Origin of the sequence: Nonomuraea sp. NPDC050202 (assembly GCF_040656115.1) — a bacterium.
In the GTDB taxonomy this organism is placed as follows: domain Bacteria; phylum Actinomycetota; class Actinomycetes; order Streptosporangiales; family Streptosporangiaceae; genus Nonomuraea.
In genome coordinates, this window is the sequence record NZ_JBFALF010000079.1 from 1 (window position 1) to 17356 (window position 17356).

Sequence of the window (17356 nt, forward strand, 5' to 3'; positions counted from 1 at the left end):
CGAAGTCCTCAAGACAGCCACGGACATCAGCCAGCTCCGCCGGAGTCATACGACGACCGTCTCACGAGGTCTCGACGTAACAAAGCACTACTAGGAGCTGAACAGGTTCTTGGCGGCGCGCCCGGGCCGGAAGACGAAGGCGTCGCCGCGCCGGCCTGCGGCGTGGGCCAGGACGTCCCTCCCAGGCAGTGCGGCAGATGATCAACCGCTCGGCGCCGGGGACGGTGACCACGACCGCGACGGAGTCCAGGCGACGCAGATGCCCGGTGCGGACGGCGGCCACTTCTCCAGAGGTCAGACCGCAACCGAAGGCGGGCGCCATCAACGCCAGCGCGTCGCCTCTGGCCTGGCCGGGCAGGCGTTCGGCCCAGCCGCGCAGGCGGCCCAGCTGGGCCGGGGAGGAGGGGCGGGCTGACCTTCTTGGGGCTTTCATCGGTGGCGGCGCCTGTTCGTCGCGTTCCAGCCGGGCCAGCGTGGCGCGCATGTGCCGCGGCAAGCTGCGGTAGGACTGCGCCGAACTCGGGGCCAGGCCGGTGCAGCCGGTCAGGATGAGGGGTGTTCACGAGTGGGTGTGATCAGGCTCGATGGGGAGTGTTGGAGTTCGTTGCCCGCGACTGAGCTGATCGTTTCCCGGATGTCTGCTTGTTCAGAAGACGAGAGCGACCTTTCCTGTCAACTGGCCGCGGCGGAAATGCTCGTGCGCTTCTTGCACGTCTCGCAGGCTGTATTCGCAGTCGACTCGTACCTTCACGCGCCCCGCATTTACGATCGTGGCCAGTTCGGTGAGCCCTGCGCCGTCCTCGCGCACCTGGTTGACCGTGGTGCGAACCGCTCGATGGGACAGATCGGGCACGGGCCCGGCTTGGGTGGCGATGGAGGCGTAGCGACCTTCATCGGTGACGGCGTCGGTGACGAAGGCGCCAAAGGTGTCGAAGACGGCGTCATAGCTGGCCGCGGGAAGCATGGTGCGGTCTGCTGTGGCCCAGTCAGCCCCGAGTTCCTTTGCGACCTCGACGTGGGCTGGTCTGGAAACCAGCGCGTCTACCCGCGCGCCGCGTGCTCGGGCAAGTTGTACGGCCAGGCCGCCTACCGCGCCGGCCGCTCCGGTGACCAGCAGCCGGTCTCCGCCGCGAACATCCAGCCAGTCCAGGGTCTGCAGGGCGGTGAGCCCAGGCAGCGGTAGTGTCGCGGCCTCCACCAGGCTGATGGTCGAGGGGGCGATGGCAAGAGAACCGGCGGGCATGACGACGAGATCGGACCAGGTCCCTCGTCCGGTGCCAAGCTGGTGAGACATCCCGAAGACCCGTTCACCGGCGGGCAGTGCGCTGGTGCGGCTGTCGATGACGATGCCCGCCAGTTCCCAGCCCAAGGTCATCGGCAGCGGTGGGGTCCCATCTCCGATGGTTCCTTCACGGGTTTTGTGGTCAACAGGGTTGATGGCGGAGGCGACAACGGCTACGAGGACCTCGCCGTCCAGCGGGCGAGGTGCAGGCGCCTCAGCAAGGGTCAGGACGTCAGGGCCGCCGAAGTGATCGATCTGCACGATGCGCATGCTCAACTCCCTTAGTAGTTCGATCGGTATAAACCCACACTGGGATGATTTTGGAGGGTGAAGGGGCCGGGTTGATGAAGCTGCGATCTTTCTATGGGGCGTGTTCGTCTCGCTACGGTATGTCTCGACTCTTGAGCGGGCCGGGAGGTGTGTGCCGTGACATCGGTGGAACGGACCGCCTGTCGGGTGTTCCCGCGGTTGATCGTGACGGCCGTCCCTCGCGACCGAACATCCGCAGCAGGCCGTCTGCCCTCGTCTGGCCGGTGGCCAGGGAGCCGACCTGATCATTTCCCGCCGCGAGAATCCCGTGGCGCACACTCGCCGGGATGTGGAATCGGCAAGCTCATGCACACAGCTTCTGCGAAGGCGCGGAACCTGAACGCATCAAACTTGTGCATGTGCGGGCCCCTTTGAGTCGACACTCGGGCGGCGATCCAGCCGTCTGCCTTCGGCCCGAAAACGATCTCGAGCATGATCGGCGCTGGGGCGTCGTGGAGGTCGAATCCGGCCGGGTTCAACCGGAGCGGATTCACATCCACGAGCGGGAGATCGAACTTGATGTGGCCCAGGCTCTGCCAACGATCGAGGACCCCTAATTCTGCGTGATCGGCCTCGACGTGTGCGAATCGCGTCGCAGCGAGCCGGTCGACCATGCTCATGACCTCGCCGGCAGTCAGAGGAACACCCGCTGGTTGAGTGAGAAGAGTTGTCACCAGTTCCTTCGCCTGGTTGCGCTCGGCAGGGCGCAGCCGCAGGCCGACAAAGGCGTCGGTGTCGAAACCGACTTCGATCGCGACGTCCTCGCCGGCACGGTCCAGCCGATGCCGAACCGCTTCCACGCCTGACGCGTCTCCGACGTGAAACCTGTCGGCCTTTTCCCACACGCCGTTATCGGCGATCATCAGGGCCACCGCAGTGCCGAAGAACCGATGTAGTGGGTCAGTCGTCTCGCCCCGCATAAATCGAATCTCCTAACGGAGTGCCGGAGGGCCATCCATGGTGCCCGTCCCGGTGAGGCACACATGGCCGCTCAGCCTGACTCCATCGATCCTGTCCGCCTCGCCCGCCAGGTCGACACGCATGATGCTGGGCCGGTTCAGGAAACGGCCTTGGGCCAGCTCGATCGTCTTGTTCATGTCGGCCAGCCGGTAACGGGCGAGATAGGAGGCCGCAGGTCCGGACGCGCTTCCGGTGGCGATGTCCTCGACGCTCCCGTCGTTGACCCAGTTGCGACCCTCCCGGTTCTCCGGATCCAGGACGTAGCAGAGCAGGGCGCCTGCTTCGGCGAGCAGTTCACCGAAGATGGCCGTGCCGATTCGCGCCCGCGTCAACGCGTCGGGGCGGACGGGAACGATGAGATACCGCAGGCCCGTACTGACCCACTGCACAGGAAGCTCGGGAACCAGGTCATCCGCCTCCAGACTCAGGGCCTGCGCCACCCGCGATCGATAATGGTCGTCCATCACGGGGCCGAATGCGGGAGTGCCCTGCTCCATGGAGACGTCGTATCCGCCCCTCTCGTCCGGGAGGGTGCGTACGGATACGGCCCGCGTGCCCAGGCGCAACGTCCACTGTTGTTCGTGAACGGCGGCGCCATGCCGTTCATGAAGGACGGCAGCCGCTCCGAGAACCGGATGGCCGGCGAACTCGAGCTCCCTGTCCACCACGAAGATCCTGGTCTCGAAGGTGGTTGGATCCGGTGTCGGCCACAGGTAGGCCGACTCGAACTGCCGCACCTCGGTGGTGACCCGCATCAGTTGCGACTGCGACAGCCGTGGCGGGTCAACGAAGACCGCGACGCCATTGCCCTCATATCGGCGCTCGGCGAAGACGTCCGCGAGACGGTAGCCGAAGGATTCAGCACTCACCGCAATATCCATCCAATCTGGCAGTGGAACGTGAACAGCTTCTACGGGACGCGCTCGAGTACGACCTCCGCAGCGGCGAGGTCCTGAACTCCGATGCCCGTCAATTTGGCGATCGTGATCTCGTCCGGCTTCCTGCGGACCGGATTCATCCACAACGTGCCGAGCTCCACCAGGCTCCCCGCGTCCAGGACCCCGGCATCGACGGCATCGTGAAGCTCCCCGACCTCCAAGTTCTGGGCAATCGAGTCGACGTAGACTCTGTCCGCCCGGCCGAACGCAGTGGCGTCCAGCTCCCGCTTGGCCAGGTCGTCGGCGCCGAGGGCAGTCACATGGTGGCCCGGACGCAGCCATTCACCCCTCAGGAACGGTTCGGTGCTCGATGTCGCCGTGATCACCGATTGCGCCTCGGCCACGGCCCGCTCCAAGTCGGACACGGCCACGACGTCGACCTGCGGCAGCATCATGCGCAGTTCCGCAGCCATACGGCCGACCGCGTCCGCCCTGCGCCCCCAGATCAGCAATCTCGAGAACTCCTGGACCGAGGCGAACGCTTGCACCTGCAGCCGCGCCTGCTGCCCGGTCCCCGCGACCAGCAAAGTGCGCGTGGGCGGTGCCAGCAGCTGCGCCGAGATGGCCCCGACCGCTGCGGTACGCCAGCCGGTCAGCCTGCCACCGTCGTCCTGAATGAGCACGACCGGCTGTCCGGAGTCCACATCGAACAACGTGACGGTGGCGTGCGCGGCGGGGAGACCGCGAGCGGCGTTGGCAGGGACGTTGGTGACGACTTTGACGGACCAGCGACTCCCGCCGCGCAGCACGGCGGCCTTGATGTGCGTTTCCCCGCCGGGCACCTCGAAAAGCGACATCGGTGCGGCGAGCACGTCTCCCCGGCTGTAGGCGGCCAGGGCACGGCCCATCGGCTCCACAAAGTCCACCAGTTCCAGGGCGGTCTTGACCTGTTCCGACGTTATGACCCGCACCGCTGTCTCCTCTGCTGTCTGTGACGTCCTCACCCTGTCACCGCTCAGCCGCCGCTGGACATGCCACTTGAGAGATAGTGGACTGGTCGGGTGCGAATTTCTTCATCAAACCTCGTCACGCTGCTGGGCTCGTGGCGCTCGGCGGCCGGGCTCGCCGAGGGTTTGGCCGACCGCTTGGCGGGCCTCATCCTCGACGGGCGTCTGCCTGTCGGCACCCGGCTGCCCGCCGAGCGGCCGCTGGCGTGCGACCTGCAGATCAGCCGCGCAACTGTCGTCGGCGCACTGGCCCATCTACGAGATCGCGGGTTCCTGACCACACGCCATGGCTCCGGCACCGTCGTGAGGCTCCCTCCGGACGCCACGCTTGAGTCCATGGCGCCCTGGACGGCTCCCATCACGTCAGAACGATCCCGGCAGGAGATCGATTGGTCCGCGGCGGCTCCCTCAGCGCCCCCGCCAGAAGTGCACGCCGCCTTTCACGCCGCACTCGACCGGCTGGCGTTCGCCGGAACGGGCTACAGTGCCGCGGGGTTGGCAGAGCTCCGCGTCGCGATCGCCCATCTCTACTCCAGCCGGGGCCTGGACACGGATGCCGACCAGATATGCGTCACCACAGGCGCACAACAAGCCATGAACCTGGTGATCCGAACGAGCCTCAATGCGCTCGACCGGGTGCTGATCGAGTCTCCGACCTACCCCGGCGCTCTTGATACGTTCCGTGCCCGCAACGCACGGTTCGAGGCGGTCGCGGTCGACGGCAAATGGTCCCTCCCGGCGTTGCTCGCAGGGTTGCGGAACCCCAGGGTGAGCCTCGCCTACCTCATGCCCGGGCTGCACAATCCGACTGGGCTCTCGATGGATGCGACGCAGCGTGAAGCGCTTCGCCAGGCGACCCGGACAACAGGGGCGCTGATCTTGGTGGACGACACCCTCACCGATCTCGCCCCGCCCTCGGACGGGGCGATCCTCCGGTTTCACCGGTCCGCCCGGATCGTACGCATCGGCTCCCTCAGCAAGACCGTCTGGGGAGGTCTGCGAGTGGGCTGGGCGCGCACGGACCGGGCAACGGCACATCGGCTCGCGTCCGAGAAGAGCAGATCCGACCTGGGAACACCAATGCTCGAGCAGATCGCCGCAGCCCTCCTCCTCAAGGACTATCCCGCTCTTCTCAAGGCGCGCCGCCGACACCTCTCCGAGGCCGCCCACACGCTCACGGCGTCCCTGGCCTCGGCCGCTCCTTCACTGCAGGTGTCGCCGGACGCCAGCGGTCCCAGCCTGTGGTGCCGCCTGCCCCCAGACGTGACGAGCTCGGATCTCGTCGCGACCGCGAGCCGCCACGGTCTGCGACTCGTCGATGCGGCGCGCTTCAGCCCCGACCGCCTGGTGCACCGCCGTCTGCGCCTCCCGGTGGACATTCCACCCAGTATGCGTCCAGAGGCAGTACACAGGCTGAGCCGGGCGCTTGAGGAAGTGACGACCGAGAAGGCAACCCGGGGATCGGCCACCCGCCCCTGAGCTCACGATTCTGAGAGAAGATCACCAATGCGCGGGTTGAGCAAGGGCGAGCAAAGCCACATCTACGGCCGCTGCGGTGCCCTCTAGCCAAGATCCAGAACCTCATCGTCCGCGTGCGTGCCGAACTCGGCGACGCGCACCTCCGCGATCTGCTCGTACCGGCCGATCCGGTCGGTCCACTCCGCATCGACACCGAACGCCACCTGCGCGAAGCCCACCCGGCCGACGGCCTCGGCCAAGCCCGGATCACCAGCGGCCAGCAGCCGCACCGGCGTGTCAAGCGCCACGGTGTGCGGCGGCACGAAGTACTCGTCCGGCAGAACGGTGCGCGCATGGACGAGCGCGCCGACAGCGACAACCGAGCCAGCCCCCAACCGTGCGCACTGCAGAACCGTCGCCGTGGTCGCCACATAGACGCACCGGCCGACCTCGCAGCCCAGCAGCGTGGCATGCGGCCCCACGAAGACGTGGTCGCCGACAAGCACCGGCTGATCGCCAGCGACCGCAGACCCGCGCAGCACCGCGTTCTCGCAGATCACCGACGCCTCCCCGACCTCGATCCGAGACCCCTCGGCATCGAGCACCGCACCGTACATCACGCGCGCCCTCGGCCCCACGCGCACATCACCGACCAGCGTGGCCGTCGGGGCGACGTAGGCGGTGGGATGAACCTGCGGTTCATGCCCGCGATGCCGGATGCGGATTCCCTGCGTTTCAGCGATCACGAGCGGATTTTCACCCGACCGGCCGCGAGCATGCTGGCGGTTTTCAGACGTCGCGTTCGCCGAGACATGCCATCCGCGATCTGAGGCACTACAGTGCGAACGTTGGCTGATACGGCACTAGTCAAGATCGAGATACGCCGAAACCCTGGACACACCCCGAATCAGCACGGGCGGGGAAAGGGCTTGGCGTCATGCGGAGGATGATCTTGTCGGTGGTGCGGCGGGTGGTCAGGGCGGTGAGGGCGGTTGCGGCCTGGTCGAGAGGGTACTCGGCGCCGACCATAGGCTGGAGGCGGTCAGGGCGAGCAGGTCGTGGAGCGGCTCGGCGGCACGACTGAACCGCCCCGGCTTTGATGGAGACCTCAGCGGTTGATTGCTAGGGCTTCGTTGGGGTGGGTGTTGAGCGTAGTAGATCGCCTCGAACTCCTCGGGCCGGGAGATGTCCGATGACTGAGTGCAGGCGGGTGGTGTTGGACCAGGCCACCCATTCGGCGGTGGCCAGTTCCACGTGGGCCAGGCTGCGCCATGGGCCTCGGGGTTTGATCAGCTCGGTCTTGAACAAGCCGATCTGCGATTCCATCAGGGCGTTGTCGAGCGCGTCGCCCACCGTGCCGATGGAGGCGTCGATGCCGGCGGTCGGAGCGGGGCCGGCCGGCTCCGGACCAGGCGGTGCCGATGCAGAACCGTGGCTATCAGGCTCCGTGCTTTTGTTGCAGGGGGGCCTCCCAGGTGGCGGTGATGTCGCGGGCGACATCACGTAGGAGGTCGATGATCATGTCTGCGAGTGGTGTGAGGCTGGCGTCGGTTTTGGTCACGGCGTAGAGCTGCCGGTAGGGCCTGGGGCGGGCCAGTTCGCGATGGGTGGTGCCAGGCGCATGGGTCAGGGCCAGGCGCGAGACCAGGGCTACTGCGATGCCGGTGCCGACGAGGGCTTGGGCGACGTCGTAGGACTCGGTCTCGAACCGCGTGGTGGGAGTGAAACCGGCCTTGTGGGCAGCGTCGTGGAACTGTTCGCGGGCGGCATGGCCGGCCAGGATGGAAACCCACGATTCGTCGCGCAGTTGTTCCAGGTGAAGTTCGGTGTCCGCGGGCTGCCCGGTGGCCAGTCGATGGTCATCGGGGAGAACCACGACCATCGGGTCCAGCAGGAGCGAGTGGGCTCGTATGTGTGGGGGTGGCGTGAGCGGCGTGCCCCAGGACGCGACGATGGCCACGTCCAGGCGGCCCGCGCTGATCTCGTCCGCTCCGCGTCCGGACACCACGTCTATGACGGAGACGTCGGCGTCCGGATGGCGGTGTCGCAGAGCCGTCAGGGCTGGTGGCAGCAGGTGCAGGGCAGCTGCCTGGAACGTGCCGATCCGCAGACGGAGCGAGAGGTGGCCGAGCAGTGCGGCCAGTTCGGCCCCGGCCCTGTCCGATGCCTCCTCCACAGTTCGGCCGTGGGAGGCGAGCAGCGCACCGGCCGCGGTGAGCGTTGCTCCGCGAGGGCCACGGATGACCAGGGGCACCTGCCAGTCACGCTCGGCCTTGGCCACCTGCTGGGTGACCGCCGCGGGCGTGAGCTGGAGGGCGCGAGCCGCCGCTGTCAGTGAGCCGTGCCGCTCGATCAATGCGAGAAGCCGCAGCTGTCCCGGATCCACCAGCATTCGCTAATTCTAATGCTGCACCCTTCTCTTTTAACTTCTCTTAGGGCCGCGAGACAGGAAGCCTGGTGGAACACCCATCGGCCGCACTCCCGGAAGGGGTTCTTCCCCATGCCCACGCATGTGCCCGTTTTCATCGCCACCACCTTGCTGCTGGCGATGCTGCCAGGCGCGAGTCAAGCTCTGATGATCCGGCAGGCTCTGGAAGGCGGCCAACGTACGCTCCAAGGCACGCTCGCGGGTAATGCCAGTGGCTTCCTGCTGTGGTCCACGGCCGCCGCGGCCGGACTGTCCGCCGTCCTGCTGGCCAGCCCCACCGCGTACGCGGTGCTCCGGATCGCAGGCGGCATCGTGCTGATGATCCTCGGGGCGAAGACGCTGCGGACCGCGCTCACCACCGTCCCCACCCGCCCGCCCGGCGAGGGCGAGCGCAGCACTGGCTTCGCGGGCGGATATCTCACCGGCCTGATCACCAACCTCGGCAATCCCAAGGCGGGCATGTTCGCCGTCTCGGTACTGCCCCAGTTCGTGACCGCGAAAGGCCCGGTGTTCCTGTCGACCGTCGCCCTGGGAGCCCTGTGGGCGCTCGTCAGCGCCTCCTGGTACATGTTGCTCACCTGGGCCGTCAGGCGAGGGCGCGCCCTGGTATCGCGGCCGGCCGTCCTGCGGGGGCTCAGCGTGACCACCGGCGTCGTCCTCCTGGGGCTGGGCGCCGCGGTGGTAGCAGGTGCCTGAGGGCCGGGCCGGCATTCCCTCTTCACGCCGCTTCCCGCCGAGGCAGCGGCACGACCAGCGCGGCAATCGCGATGACGCCGTCCTGGCCGCCGCGCTCGGCACCGCCGCCGCCTTGGCCGCCCGCGACCTCGCCGACGGCGAGCCCGCCCGGCTGGCCGCCCTGCGCGACGACCTGCACCCCGAAGATCGCGAACTGGTACCCAGAACTCATACGAATCGCGGTCCCAAACTCGTTAGTGAAACCAGCCTGACAGCAGCGACGCGCCAGGCGACGTCGACATGTGGGCTGAACGGCACGTCGTCCACCCGCTTGAGCGCCTCGACCATCTCGGTGCCCGACTGCCGCTTGGGCGCCTGCCGCAGCCGCTCCAAACTCCGAGATCCGCGTCGATCGTCTCATGCCGCAACCATGTGGGTCTTCCACGGTCATCGCCATCCGCGCGCGACGTTCGGGATGACGTCGCCGAGCTGTCAGCCAGGCCGCAGTGACTTGGACTGCGCCTCAATGAGGCGTAGTTCGTCGTGCACGATCCGCCGCATGGCTTGAGGCGTGAAGTTGTGTGGGAAGGTCGCTGTCTGGAGCGTCAGGCCGTCCACGAACACATGGAGGCGCGCGGCCTGGCCTTCCAGACCGGTGTCGGCGAACTCCTCTCCCACCCGATCGGGGAGCGGCAGGCCGTGGCAGGAGGCGATCGCCAGGCGGCAGATGTGGCGTTCCCCCGACCAACTCGCGTCACGCAGCTCCGCCAGGGACTCATCCACATGCGAGCGCACCAGACATGCCAGCCATACGTCTACCTCGACGCGGCGGTTGTCGTCGAGGGGAAGCAACTCTTCGAGGATGAGCTGGGCGCGCTGCATGCCTGGCAGGTCCGCATCGAGGTGACCGGTGATGCGCTTGGCGACGCTTCTGGCGACCGCCTGCGCGGCGAAGCTGAGCAGGCCGCGCTGATTGTCGAAATAGTGGCGCAACCCGCCGACCGAGACGCCTGCCGCCTCGGCGACCTTGCGGACCGTGGCCCCTTCGATCCCGTCCCGGCTGATGACGCCCCACACGATCCGGGTGAGTTCCTCGCGCCGCTGCTCGTGGTCCACGATCTTCGGCATGCCCCTATTACAGCACGCCTGTACGATTCCCTATAAAGTACAAGCGTGCGAAATAAGGCATGGCGGTCATCTCCGCATCACCCGACGCTGGGCCTGGGCCTTCTGGTCGCCGGCCTGGCCCTGATCGCCGGAGCGGCGTTATGGCTGGCGCTGAGCGGCAATAGCGGCATCCGCTACTCGGCCGACCACGTCGACACCGTCCCCATGTGGCACCGCTGGATCCCGGCCCTCACTGGACTGGTCTTCATACGGCTGCTGCCCCCCAGGACGACTTCCACTGGCGCCGCACCGGCACGCGGCGGCCTTCACCTCCAGGCCATCCTCCTCTTGGTCTCAGCCACACTCTTCGCCGCGGGGTCATGGTTGTCAGGCGGCGGTGAACCTGCTCACACGCTGCTGAAGCTCATCCTGCTGCTCGCCCTACCCGCACTGCTGTTCTGGCTGCCACGGCGCGATTCCGCGGATCGCAGCCAAATCCATGAGCGGCCCGCGACCTGGCGGCACTACGGTCCCGTCGCGCCGGTGACCGCCTGGCTCGCTCTCACCTACGCAGGTCCGCTGGCCGTGCCGTCCAGCAATTACGCGGCGAGGGTCGATCTCGTCACGCTGGTACTCACCATCGTCGTGGTGTTCAGCGTCAACAGCCTGCTTGAAGAGGTCTTCTACCGGCGCTGGTTGCAGAGCCGATGGGAGCACATCATCGGCCGCTGGCCCGCCATCGTGCTGACTTCCCTGCTCTGGGCGGCCTGGCATGTCGGCATCCAAGGCACGGGACACCTTCCCACGGACCTCTCCTCGGCCTTCGTCAATCAAGGAGTGCAGGGGCTGTTCCTCGGCTATCTGTGGAGCCGATACCGATTGATGTGGCCCGTCCTCGTCGTCCACGGCGCCATGAACGCCGCCCCCATTCTGCTGGGCATGCTGTAAGGCCGTCGCTCGTGGACCCTCGTCGGTTCGACGCCTTCCAGCCTGGGAAACGATCTCTTTCATTCCGGGAAGCGATCTTCCGCCCCATCACTTCGTCCCAGGCCGTACACACTCGTGAACACCCCATGAAGGAGCTCGTTGCTCGACGGGAAGTCGCTCCCGCCAGCCGCGGCCACGCAGGCTTCTGCTCAACCAGCCACCGGCAACCGTAATGATCGACCACGCCATCACGCTCGCCACTGCGACCAGGGCCGCCGTGCCCAACATGGTGGCGCGCGACGTGGCACCGTTGTCGATGCGGCCTTGCTGCTGCCAGCTCTCGCCGGTTCTCTGCCGCCAGGGCCGTTGCCGCAGCGCGCCGTGGACGCCGGAACCCAGGGGTAGGTGACCACTTTCACCCGCGCACTCGCGACCGAGCCAGCCGACGGCCCCGCGCCTGCAACTGCTCTGCCCAAGCTGACCGCCACCGAGTTCCCGCCTGACCACCGGCGCGAAGCCGGTGCCCGGACGCGCGCCATGGACACATCCACAGGGCAGCATGCCGATGAACGAGGTCATCAACGCTGCACCCGCCACCCTGGACGCCAGCGAGACCATCTGCGTACCAGGGCTCAGCGACGCCAGCCGGATCGAAGAGCTCATCACAGCGGAACTGACTCCACGCAGGGCCGCACACCCCCATCGAACCTGAGCGGCGCCGTCGTGACGCCGTCAGATCGCGCCCCTTACCTCTGGGCCGTGGTGCTTGTTCTCAGCCGAGTTCGAGACTGCCGTTGATGTGGAAGTTCTCATCGAGGACGGTGACGAGACGGCCGGCGGCACGAGGCGCGATCTCGCCCGCCCACGCGTGGACCAGGCGCAGGAATCCCTGCAGCCGCAGCTGGACCCCGGCCAAGAGCGCGGGCAGCTCGTCGAGCTGGATCTCCACCTCGCTGACACGCGCAGGCCGCGAGCCGGAGCCGAGCTCCTGCCTGAGCCGGACGACCCCACCCGTGTAGGCCAGATCAGTGCCGGGATCATGCCCGAGCCAGATACTCCCCTGATGCAGGACGTCGCGCCACTGCCGCCAGTTCTCCAGGCCGCAGCAGCAGCCCGGCAGGATCTCGGCCTTGGCGGTCGTGTCCCTGACGCGGAGCCCGCCTGGGGCGACAAGCCCTCCGGCGTCGGCCAGATGCCGGTCCAGAAGATGATGCAGATCGCCGATCGGCGCGGTCGGGATGCCGCCGTAGTCGAAGATGACCGCCATCGCGGCACCGACCTCGATCCGGCTCATCCGGCCGGACAGCACAAGGACGCCGTCCCGGGCCTCTGCAGCGACCGGCCAGGCGGCGAAGCCGGCGTCCGCCTCGGTCTCCAGAACGGCATCCATGATGATCACGGCCTCGATTATCCGCTACGGACCGGTGCCGCTCACCCGCGAGCAGCCGGGAACTCCTCGGCGGTGCGGGTGCTGAGGCGAGCTAGGCCGGGGCTTGATGCGGCAGCTTGTCGATGCGCAGCCGCCGCAGCCGCGATCTGATCGCCCCCTCACTCCGCTGAAGGGCCGCAGCCAGCCCCTTCACCGAAGCGTCCGGCCGGCAGGCGAGCTGCCGCAGCTTCTCGTCCTGCTCAGCGGTCCAACCGCGATAGGCGTCAGCGTGCGTGAGCCTCTGCTGTTCGACCACCGAGATCTGGCCATTGTCCTCCTGACCGCATCTCGCCCTCAGGAACCCGACCAGATCAGCCAACAAACCAAGATCAGCGGCAGGCAGGCTGCCGCTCAGCACCGCCACCGGATCACCGTCAGCGGCACCGCCGCTGACCTCGATCGCCAGGCGACCGTCCACCAACGGACGCGCGACCAGCTCATACCGCCGACCGCGCTGCATCAGCCGTACACACACAACGTCATCCGAGCCGTCGTCCACTGCACCTCCCCACGAGAACCCCTCCCCGTGTAACCCGCCCATGAGCGCCAGCGAGATGACCACCGCCCAAAGGAGGGCGTCCTTCATCAGATGGACTGGACCACCCATCCCATTTTCGCACACAACATCGAATTCTTCGGGCGTCTGCCTCAGGTTCGTCTCACCGGCCTGCTGCTCATGCGCCATCCCGCGTCGGCCAGTCGAGCTCAAACCCTCCGGCACCCGCTCGCCGCCTCGCAGACGGACAGGACCACCAGCACCCCGCCACGAACGCCGAGCCCTCACAAGAGCGCCAACATCTGTAACCCCACAGACGCAAGCCAAGCCGGCCCGCATGGTGACCCTCCCGCGCAGAGGTCTGAGCCACGGCGGCAACCCGGGGGGAGTGGTCAGCGACGACGCGCCCCCCGCGGGGTTCCCTCCCATCCTCGAGGCCGGGTGGGCGGCCACCCCGCGTCCCGGCACAGTCACCCTCGCAGCCGTACGGTCGTCCCGCAACCAAGCGGCTCAACCCCGCGCAAGCAAGATCTTTTCCACGCGGAAGCCCACCGGCTCCGCCACCTCACCGACCCCGCGCGGAAAACATCTTCCTCACGCGGGGCCGCTCGGTTGCCCTCCTCCCTCCCGCCTGCGGGGTCTCCCGCACCGGAACACGAAGCGGCCACCCACCCGGGGGCCGCGGACGGAAGGGACCCCTCGATGAAGCGCCTCACCCTCGGCATCCGCCCCTACGCCACCGACGTCACCGCCTGCTCCCGCTGCGGCGAGCCGGTCCTGCTGCAACACAGCTGGGCCCTGCTCGCCGGCGGCCGGATCTGCCCCGACTGCGTGGCCGAAGCCGTCGAAGCGCACCACCTCAACGCGGCCGCCGACCGCGACCTCCCGTCCTAACCCCCTCCCCGGGGGCGGGACGATCACCCGCCCCCGCACGCATCGAGGCCCCTCCCATCCGAACCACGTCCAGCGAAGGAGCCCCACCATGGCCAACGACATCGTCATCACCCTCACCGGCAACCTCACCGACGACCCCGAACTGCGCTTCACCCCCACCGGCGACGCCGTCGCCCGCTTCCGCGTCGCCTCCTCCCCACGCTTCCTCGACCGCCAAAGCGGCCAATGGAAGGACGGCCGCCCGCTCTACATGACCTGCAGCGTCTGGCGCCAGCAGGCCGAGCACGTCGCCGAGTCACTGCAACGCGGCATGCGCGTCATCGTCGAAGGCCGCCTCAAGCAGCGCACCTACGAAACCGCAGAAGGCGACAAGCGCACCGTCTACGAACTCGAGGTCATCGAGGTAGGCCCGTCCCTGCGCAACACCACGGTCAGACTCACCCCGGCCAAGAACGGCCGCACCCCCGCTGCCGCCCCTTCCGAAGACCCGTGGGCCAACGCCTTCACCGGGCGCCCCGACACCGAACCCGCCCTGGCCACCACCGTCAACGGGACCAGTGACGGCACCAGCTCGGACGCCGAACCGCAACTCTGATCATCACACGGTGGGCGGAACCCCGACCGTTCCGCCCACCGCACCACCCATCACCACCCCGGCAGATCACGCGAAAGACGACCTCATGCACCCGGACGCGCTAACCCGCCGCGCACGCCGACACGGCTGGACCGTCGAAACCGCCACCGCCCCCGTGATCACACTGCGGCGCCCATCCTGGCTCTTGCAGATAACCTTCGCCGACAACGCCCCTCACCACGCCCGCATCACCGGCCCAGACGACCACAGCAGCCGGCCCATCAACCTGCGCTCGATCAACACCCTGCTGCGAGCAGGACCGGACGAACTCGCCAAACACGCCGCAGCGGCGATCGTGGGGGAGCGGTCAAGCCGTCCACACCACCCCAGCCCGCGACGGCCGCCCCCCACCCCATAGCTCGCCCTCCCACCACCCGCCCGGAAACGATGAGCTGCCCGCCACCGGCACAAACCGGCTCGACAAAACCACCATCCGGACCGGTCCCCACGATGCGGCCCTTTCCCGCCGCACCCGGTGCCGGCCCTCATCTATCCGCGCGCAGGGCGCTCGCTACGCTCGCGTCCCGCAGGGATCGGCCTGGCGGCCGCCCCTGCGCGCGGGCGCTCGTCTCGCCGGCCAGAAGACTCCGCTAGCGCTCCGCTTCTGGCCGGCGATCCTCGCGCCGCCAACCCCAACCACCCCGCCACCCACACCCCGCAGGACAAGGCCCCACAGGCTGCGCGCCGCCCTGCCACAGCCAAGCCGCCAGCCGGTCACGCCGAGACGGGCCACAAGGCGCGATCCGCACCTCGTCGCACCTGACCAGCAGCCCACCGAGATGGAAGGAGATCACGACACCCCACGCTCACCCAGATGCATTCCTCGCCGCAGGCACCGCTGGAGAGGAAGACCAAGACGATGGCCGGGTCCCACACGCCGCAGCAGTCGGCGGCGCGGTCAAGCGCGGCCTACCAGGCTACGCCAGCGCGTCCCGCCGTAGCATGCGCGCCCACTGGACGTTCAGACCACGGGCAGCGCCTGGTCGGTCGAGGCCAGCACGGCCCAGCTGCAGCAGATGCCGCGCGCAGGCACTCAACGCGGCCTCGCCGCCGCCGCTAACGCCATCGAAGGCATCCGGGCGCGTGGCCGCATGCTCCAGCGAGATCAGCCAGGCCACGTCGGCACCGTGCAAGCGAAGACAGGCGCGCATGGTGTGCTCGCTCAAGTGCCCCGCGCCAGAAAGCGCTCGATCGCCGCCGCGCCGCCGAACGCCGCCCCCCGGTCTCCACTGACCTGCCACCGGCCACCTCGGCCGCCGTTGCGCCGCCCGGCATTGGCAAGAGGGCCGGTCCACCCAGGGCACAGCGCAACCACCGGGCGCGCCATCACGCGCCCCATCTGATCCACTGCGCCCGTCCCGGGACGCGCATCATCCGCTGAGCCCTCGCCCCCGCGACTCAGCGGATAGCACCTCTGATCCGGCTAAATCCCAGGAGCCGAGGCAGCGACGGCCCCACCCCGGCGCATCCCGGTGTACCGTCCTGCGCCCTCGCCTTCGGCCACAAGCGGCCGAAGGCGCCGCCAACACCCAGGCCAGCACGCGGCACCCCCGTTCCGGCTTCGCAGCCTGCGTCACGGCGGCGCGCCCCGCAACCGGCCTCTCGCCCCGCCCAGCCCGGCCTGGTACCGCACCGCCCCCGGGGGCGGGACGAGCCCGGCCTACCCCAGAGATCTTTTGCTGCGCAAAACATCTTGGACCAGGCCGGACCGGCCGGTGGCCGGGCCGCTTCGCCGCGCCGCCGACGGCTCGCTGCCGGAAGAGGGCAAGCCCGCCGCCTCGGCCCCGGGCCCTCACCACCGCCCTCTTCCGGCAGCCCCGTCCATCGACCCACAAAAGGAACGTCCGCCATGCTGCCTGAGGTGCAGGCGTACTACGACGCCCTCAACGACCGCAACCACCGCATCGAAGCCGACCGCGTCCGGCGCGCGCATCCGGTCCCGACCTGGGACCACACCATGTCCCCCGACCAGGTCGACGCCTACTTCCAGGCGGAGGACCGGCAAAGCTCCGCCCTGCCCCGCGCTGGACCAAGCACGCAAGCGGACCCAGGCCGACGCCTACCGGAACCTGCTCGCCTCGGACAACCCGCTGGTGCGCTTCCCGGTCACCGACCCGGAAGTGCAGGCCTACCCCCAACACGCGGAAATCGCGCTCAAGGCCCTGCCGATGACGCGTGAGGAGATGGAGGAGTTCGGCGAGCACCAGGACTGGTGCCACGAGTACGGGCGCCTGCTCAGGCGCGCGGAGGAAGCCGGCATCCTGCCACCGCCGCTCCCGGACCTCGCCGACATCGAGCCGCTGGTGCGCGAGGTCGTGAACTGGTCCGGCCTGAGCGAACGCCGCCTGCGCACCATCATCAAGAAGCACCTGCCCGACATCCTCGCCAGCGCCGAGGCCAACAAGACGCAAACGCAGCACGTGCACCAGAACCCGCCGATCACCGCATAAGCCAGCACCACAACGGGATGGCGGGCGCGCGACGTCCGCCATCCCGTCACCGGGCAGCGTCAAGCACGACGCCCAGGTGGGCGAACCTCCGGCACCCACGCTCGGCCAGACGCGCCCCAGTCGGACACCGACATGAGCATCGACAACAACACGCGAACACCGACAGCTTCACCTGCAATCGCCACACGACACTTGTCCCTTCCGTATGAAGTTGTCGGAAGGGACACACGCTGACCTGGGGAACGATATCTGGTTCCGGATGGTTGCGAGTGACGTTGTTCAGGTCTACCTGTCGGCGGGGTCCGCTCATGCCGCCCAACACGGCTGGAGAGGCCGAAGACAGTCAGAGGACTCAGGGCCATTGCATGACAGCTCCCAGGCGCTATAGTTCGGTTATTCCGGAAATACGGAATAACCGAGAG

The 17356-nt window shown here is 68.1% G+C and carries 18 protein-coding genes and 1 pseudogene; 6 read left to right on the forward strand and 13 right to left on the reverse strand.

Annotated elements, in window-relative coordinates:
- Positions 1-61: 61 nt before the first annotated feature.
- From AB0I79_RS61835 to AB0I79_RS61855, 5 genes are all read right to left on the reverse strand, one after another.
- Positions 62-484: a hypothetical protein gene (locus tag AB0I79_RS61835; RefSeq protein WP_357895611.1), complete on the reverse strand. Its 423-nt coding sequence runs from the start codon at positions 482-484 to the stop codon at positions 62-64.
- Between the two features lie 162 nt (positions 485-646).
- Positions 647-1552 (reverse strand): NADP-dependent oxidoreductase, encoded by a 906-nt coding sequence (locus tag AB0I79_RS61840; protein WP_357895614.1) that lies wholly within the window; start codon positions 1550-1552, stop codon positions 647-649.
- A gap of 284 nt (positions 1553-1836) precedes the next feature.
- Entirely contained in the window at positions 1837-2511 is a 675-nt protein-coding gene (locus AB0I79_RS61845; protein ID WP_357895617.1) for a hypothetical protein, read from the reverse strand.
- A gap of 12 nt (positions 2512-2523) precedes the next feature.
- The gene (locus tag AB0I79_RS61850; protein WP_357895620.1) at positions 2524-3432 is read right to left on the reverse strand and encodes a PhzF family phenazine biosynthesis protein; all 909 of its coding nucleotides are present in this window, start codon (positions 3430-3432) and stop codon (positions 2524-2526) included.
- A gap of 29 nt (positions 3433-3461) precedes the next feature.
- Positions 3462-4400, reverse strand: coding sequence for an ornithine cyclodeaminase family protein (locus AB0I79_RS61855; RefSeq protein ID WP_357895623.1), 939 nt, complete (start codon positions 4398-4400; stop codon positions 3462-3464).
- Positions 4401-4490: 90 nt separating this feature from the next.
- On the opposite strand from AB0I79_RS61855, the gene AB0I79_RS61860 reads away from it, so the two are divergent.
- A complete protein-coding gene (locus AB0I79_RS61860) occupies positions 4491-5915 on the forward strand; it encodes a PLP-dependent aminotransferase family protein (RefSeq protein WP_357895626.1) in 1425 nt (474 codons plus the stop codon).
- Positions 5916-5998: 83 nt separating this feature from the next.
- Here AB0I79_RS61860 and AB0I79_RS61865 read toward each other — a convergent pair whose 3' ends face one another.
- The 3 genes and pseudogenes from AB0I79_RS61865 to AB0I79_RS61875 form a co-directional block, all read right to left on the reverse strand.
- Complete coding sequence (locus tag AB0I79_RS61865; RefSeq protein ID WP_357895629.1) at positions 5999-6640, reverse strand: acyltransferase; 642 nt, start codon at positions 6638-6640, stop codon at positions 5999-6001.
- 433 nt (positions 6641-7073) lie between these two features.
- A pseudogene (locus tag AB0I79_RS61870) lies at positions 7074-7274 on the reverse strand (integrase core domain-containing protein); the annotation flags it as partial.
- A 58-nt stretch (positions 7275-7332) separates the two neighbouring features.
- The gene (locus tag AB0I79_RS61875) at positions 7333-8286 is read right to left on the reverse strand and encodes a LysR family transcriptional regulator (protein WP_357895632.1); all 954 of its coding nucleotides are present in this window, start codon (positions 8284-8286) and stop codon (positions 7333-7335) included.
- Positions 8287-8394: 108 nt separating this feature from the next.
- Here AB0I79_RS61875 and AB0I79_RS61880 point away from each other — a divergent pair, with 108 nt between their 5' ends.
- On the forward strand, positions 8395-9018 hold the full coding sequence (locus AB0I79_RS61880) for a LysE family translocator (protein ID WP_357895635.1): 624 nt from the start codon (positions 8395-8397) through the stop codon (positions 9016-9018).
- A gap of 22 nt (positions 9019-9040) precedes the next feature.
- On the opposite strand, the gene AB0I79_RS61885 is transcribed toward AB0I79_RS61880, so the two are convergent.
- Complete coding sequence (locus AB0I79_RS61885; RefSeq protein ID WP_357895638.1) at positions 9041-9229, reverse strand: hypothetical protein; 189 nt, start codon at positions 9227-9229, stop codon at positions 9041-9043.
- Positions 9230-9489: 260 nt separating this feature from the next.
- Complete coding sequence (locus AB0I79_RS61890) at positions 9490-10125, reverse strand: TetR/AcrR family transcriptional regulator (protein ID WP_357895641.1); 636 nt, start codon at positions 10123-10125, stop codon at positions 9490-9492.
- Between the two features lie 45 nt (positions 10126-10170).
- On the opposite strand from AB0I79_RS61890, the gene AB0I79_RS61895 reads away from it, so the two are divergent.
- Positions 10171-11052: a CPBP family intramembrane glutamic endopeptidase gene (locus AB0I79_RS61895; protein WP_357895644.1), complete on the forward strand. Its 882-nt coding sequence runs from the start codon at positions 10171-10173 to the stop codon at positions 11050-11052.
- Between the two features lie 751 nt (positions 11053-11803).
- On the opposite strand, the gene AB0I79_RS61900 is transcribed toward AB0I79_RS61895, so the two are convergent.
- Together AB0I79_RS61900 and AB0I79_RS61905 are read right to left on the reverse strand one after the other, a co-directional pair.
- The gene (locus AB0I79_RS61900) at positions 11804-12430 is read right to left on the reverse strand and encodes a hypothetical protein (RefSeq protein ID WP_357895647.1); all 627 of its coding nucleotides are present in this window, start codon (positions 12428-12430) and stop codon (positions 11804-11806) included.
- 82 nt (positions 12431-12512) lie between these two features.
- Positions 12513-13046 (reverse strand): hypothetical protein, encoded by a 534-nt coding sequence (locus AB0I79_RS61905; RefSeq protein ID WP_357895650.1) that lies wholly within the window; start codon positions 13044-13046, stop codon positions 12513-12515.
- A gap of 612 nt (positions 13047-13658) precedes the next feature.
- Here AB0I79_RS61905 and AB0I79_RS61910 point away from each other — a divergent pair.
- Positions 13659-13850, forward strand: a complete 192-nt coding sequence (locus AB0I79_RS61910; protein WP_357895653.1) for a hypothetical protein — start codon at positions 13659-13661, stop codon at positions 13848-13850.
- Between the two features lie 88 nt (positions 13851-13938).
- A complete protein-coding gene (locus AB0I79_RS61915; protein WP_357895656.1) occupies positions 13939-14445 on the forward strand; it encodes a single-stranded DNA-binding protein in 507 nt (168 codons plus the stop codon).
- A gap of 956 nt (positions 14446-15401) precedes the next feature.
- On the opposite strand, the gene AB0I79_RS61920 is transcribed toward AB0I79_RS61915, so the two are convergent.
- Positions 15402-15602, reverse strand: coding sequence for a hypothetical protein (locus tag AB0I79_RS61920; RefSeq protein WP_357895658.1), 201 nt, complete (start codon positions 15600-15602; stop codon positions 15402-15404).
- A 975-nt stretch (positions 15603-16577) separates the two neighbouring features.
- Between AB0I79_RS61920 and AB0I79_RS61925 the strand changes: the two genes are divergently transcribed.
- Positions 16578-16934 (forward strand): hypothetical protein, encoded by a 357-nt coding sequence (locus AB0I79_RS61925; RefSeq protein WP_357895660.1) that lies wholly within the window; start codon positions 16578-16580, stop codon positions 16932-16934.
- The last annotated feature ends 422 nt before the right edge of the window (positions 16935-17356 follow it).

Coding starts and splice junctions, on each gene's coding strand:
- AB0I79_RS61835 (WP_357895611.1), bottom strand. CDS start 484: ATGCGCGCCACGCTGGCCCGGCTGGAACGCGACGAACAGGCGCCGCCA.
- AB0I79_RS61915 (WP_357895656.1), top strand. CDS start 13,939: ATGGCCAACGACATCGTCATCACCCTCACCGGCAACCTCACCGACGAC.
- AB0I79_RS61840 (WP_357895614.1), bottom strand. CDS start 1,552: ATGCGCATCGTGCAGATCGATCACTTCGGCGGCCCTGACGTCCTGACC.
- AB0I79_RS61885 (WP_357895638.1), bottom strand. CDS start 9,229: ATGAGTTCTGGGTACCAGTTCGCGATCTTCGGGGTGCAGGTCGTCGCG.
- AB0I79_RS61880 (WP_357895635.1), top strand. CDS start 8,395: ATGCCCACGCATGTGCCCGTTTTCATCGCCACCACCTTGCTGCTGGCG.
- AB0I79_RS61910 (WP_357895653.1), top strand. CDS start 13,659: ATGAAGCGCCTCACCCTCGGCATCCGCCCCTACGCCACCGACGTCACC.
- AB0I79_RS61845 (WP_357895617.1), bottom strand. CDS start 2,511: ATGCGGGGCGAGACGACTGACCCACTACATCGGTTCTTCGGCACTGCG.
- AB0I79_RS61850 (WP_357895620.1), bottom strand. CDS start 3,432: ATGGATATTGCGGTGAGTGCTGAATCCTTCGGCTACCGTCTCGCGGAC.
- AB0I79_RS61905 (WP_357895650.1), bottom strand. CDS start 13,046: ATGAAGGACGCCCTCCTTTGGGCGGTGGTCATCTCGCTGGCGCTCATG.
- AB0I79_RS61875 (WP_357895632.1), bottom strand. CDS start 8,286: ATGCTGGTGGATCCGGGACAGCTGCGGCTTCTCGCATTGATCGAGCGG.
- AB0I79_RS61890 (WP_357895641.1), bottom strand. CDS start 10,125: ATGCCGAAGATCGTGGACCACGAGCAGCGGCGCGAGGAACTCACCCGG.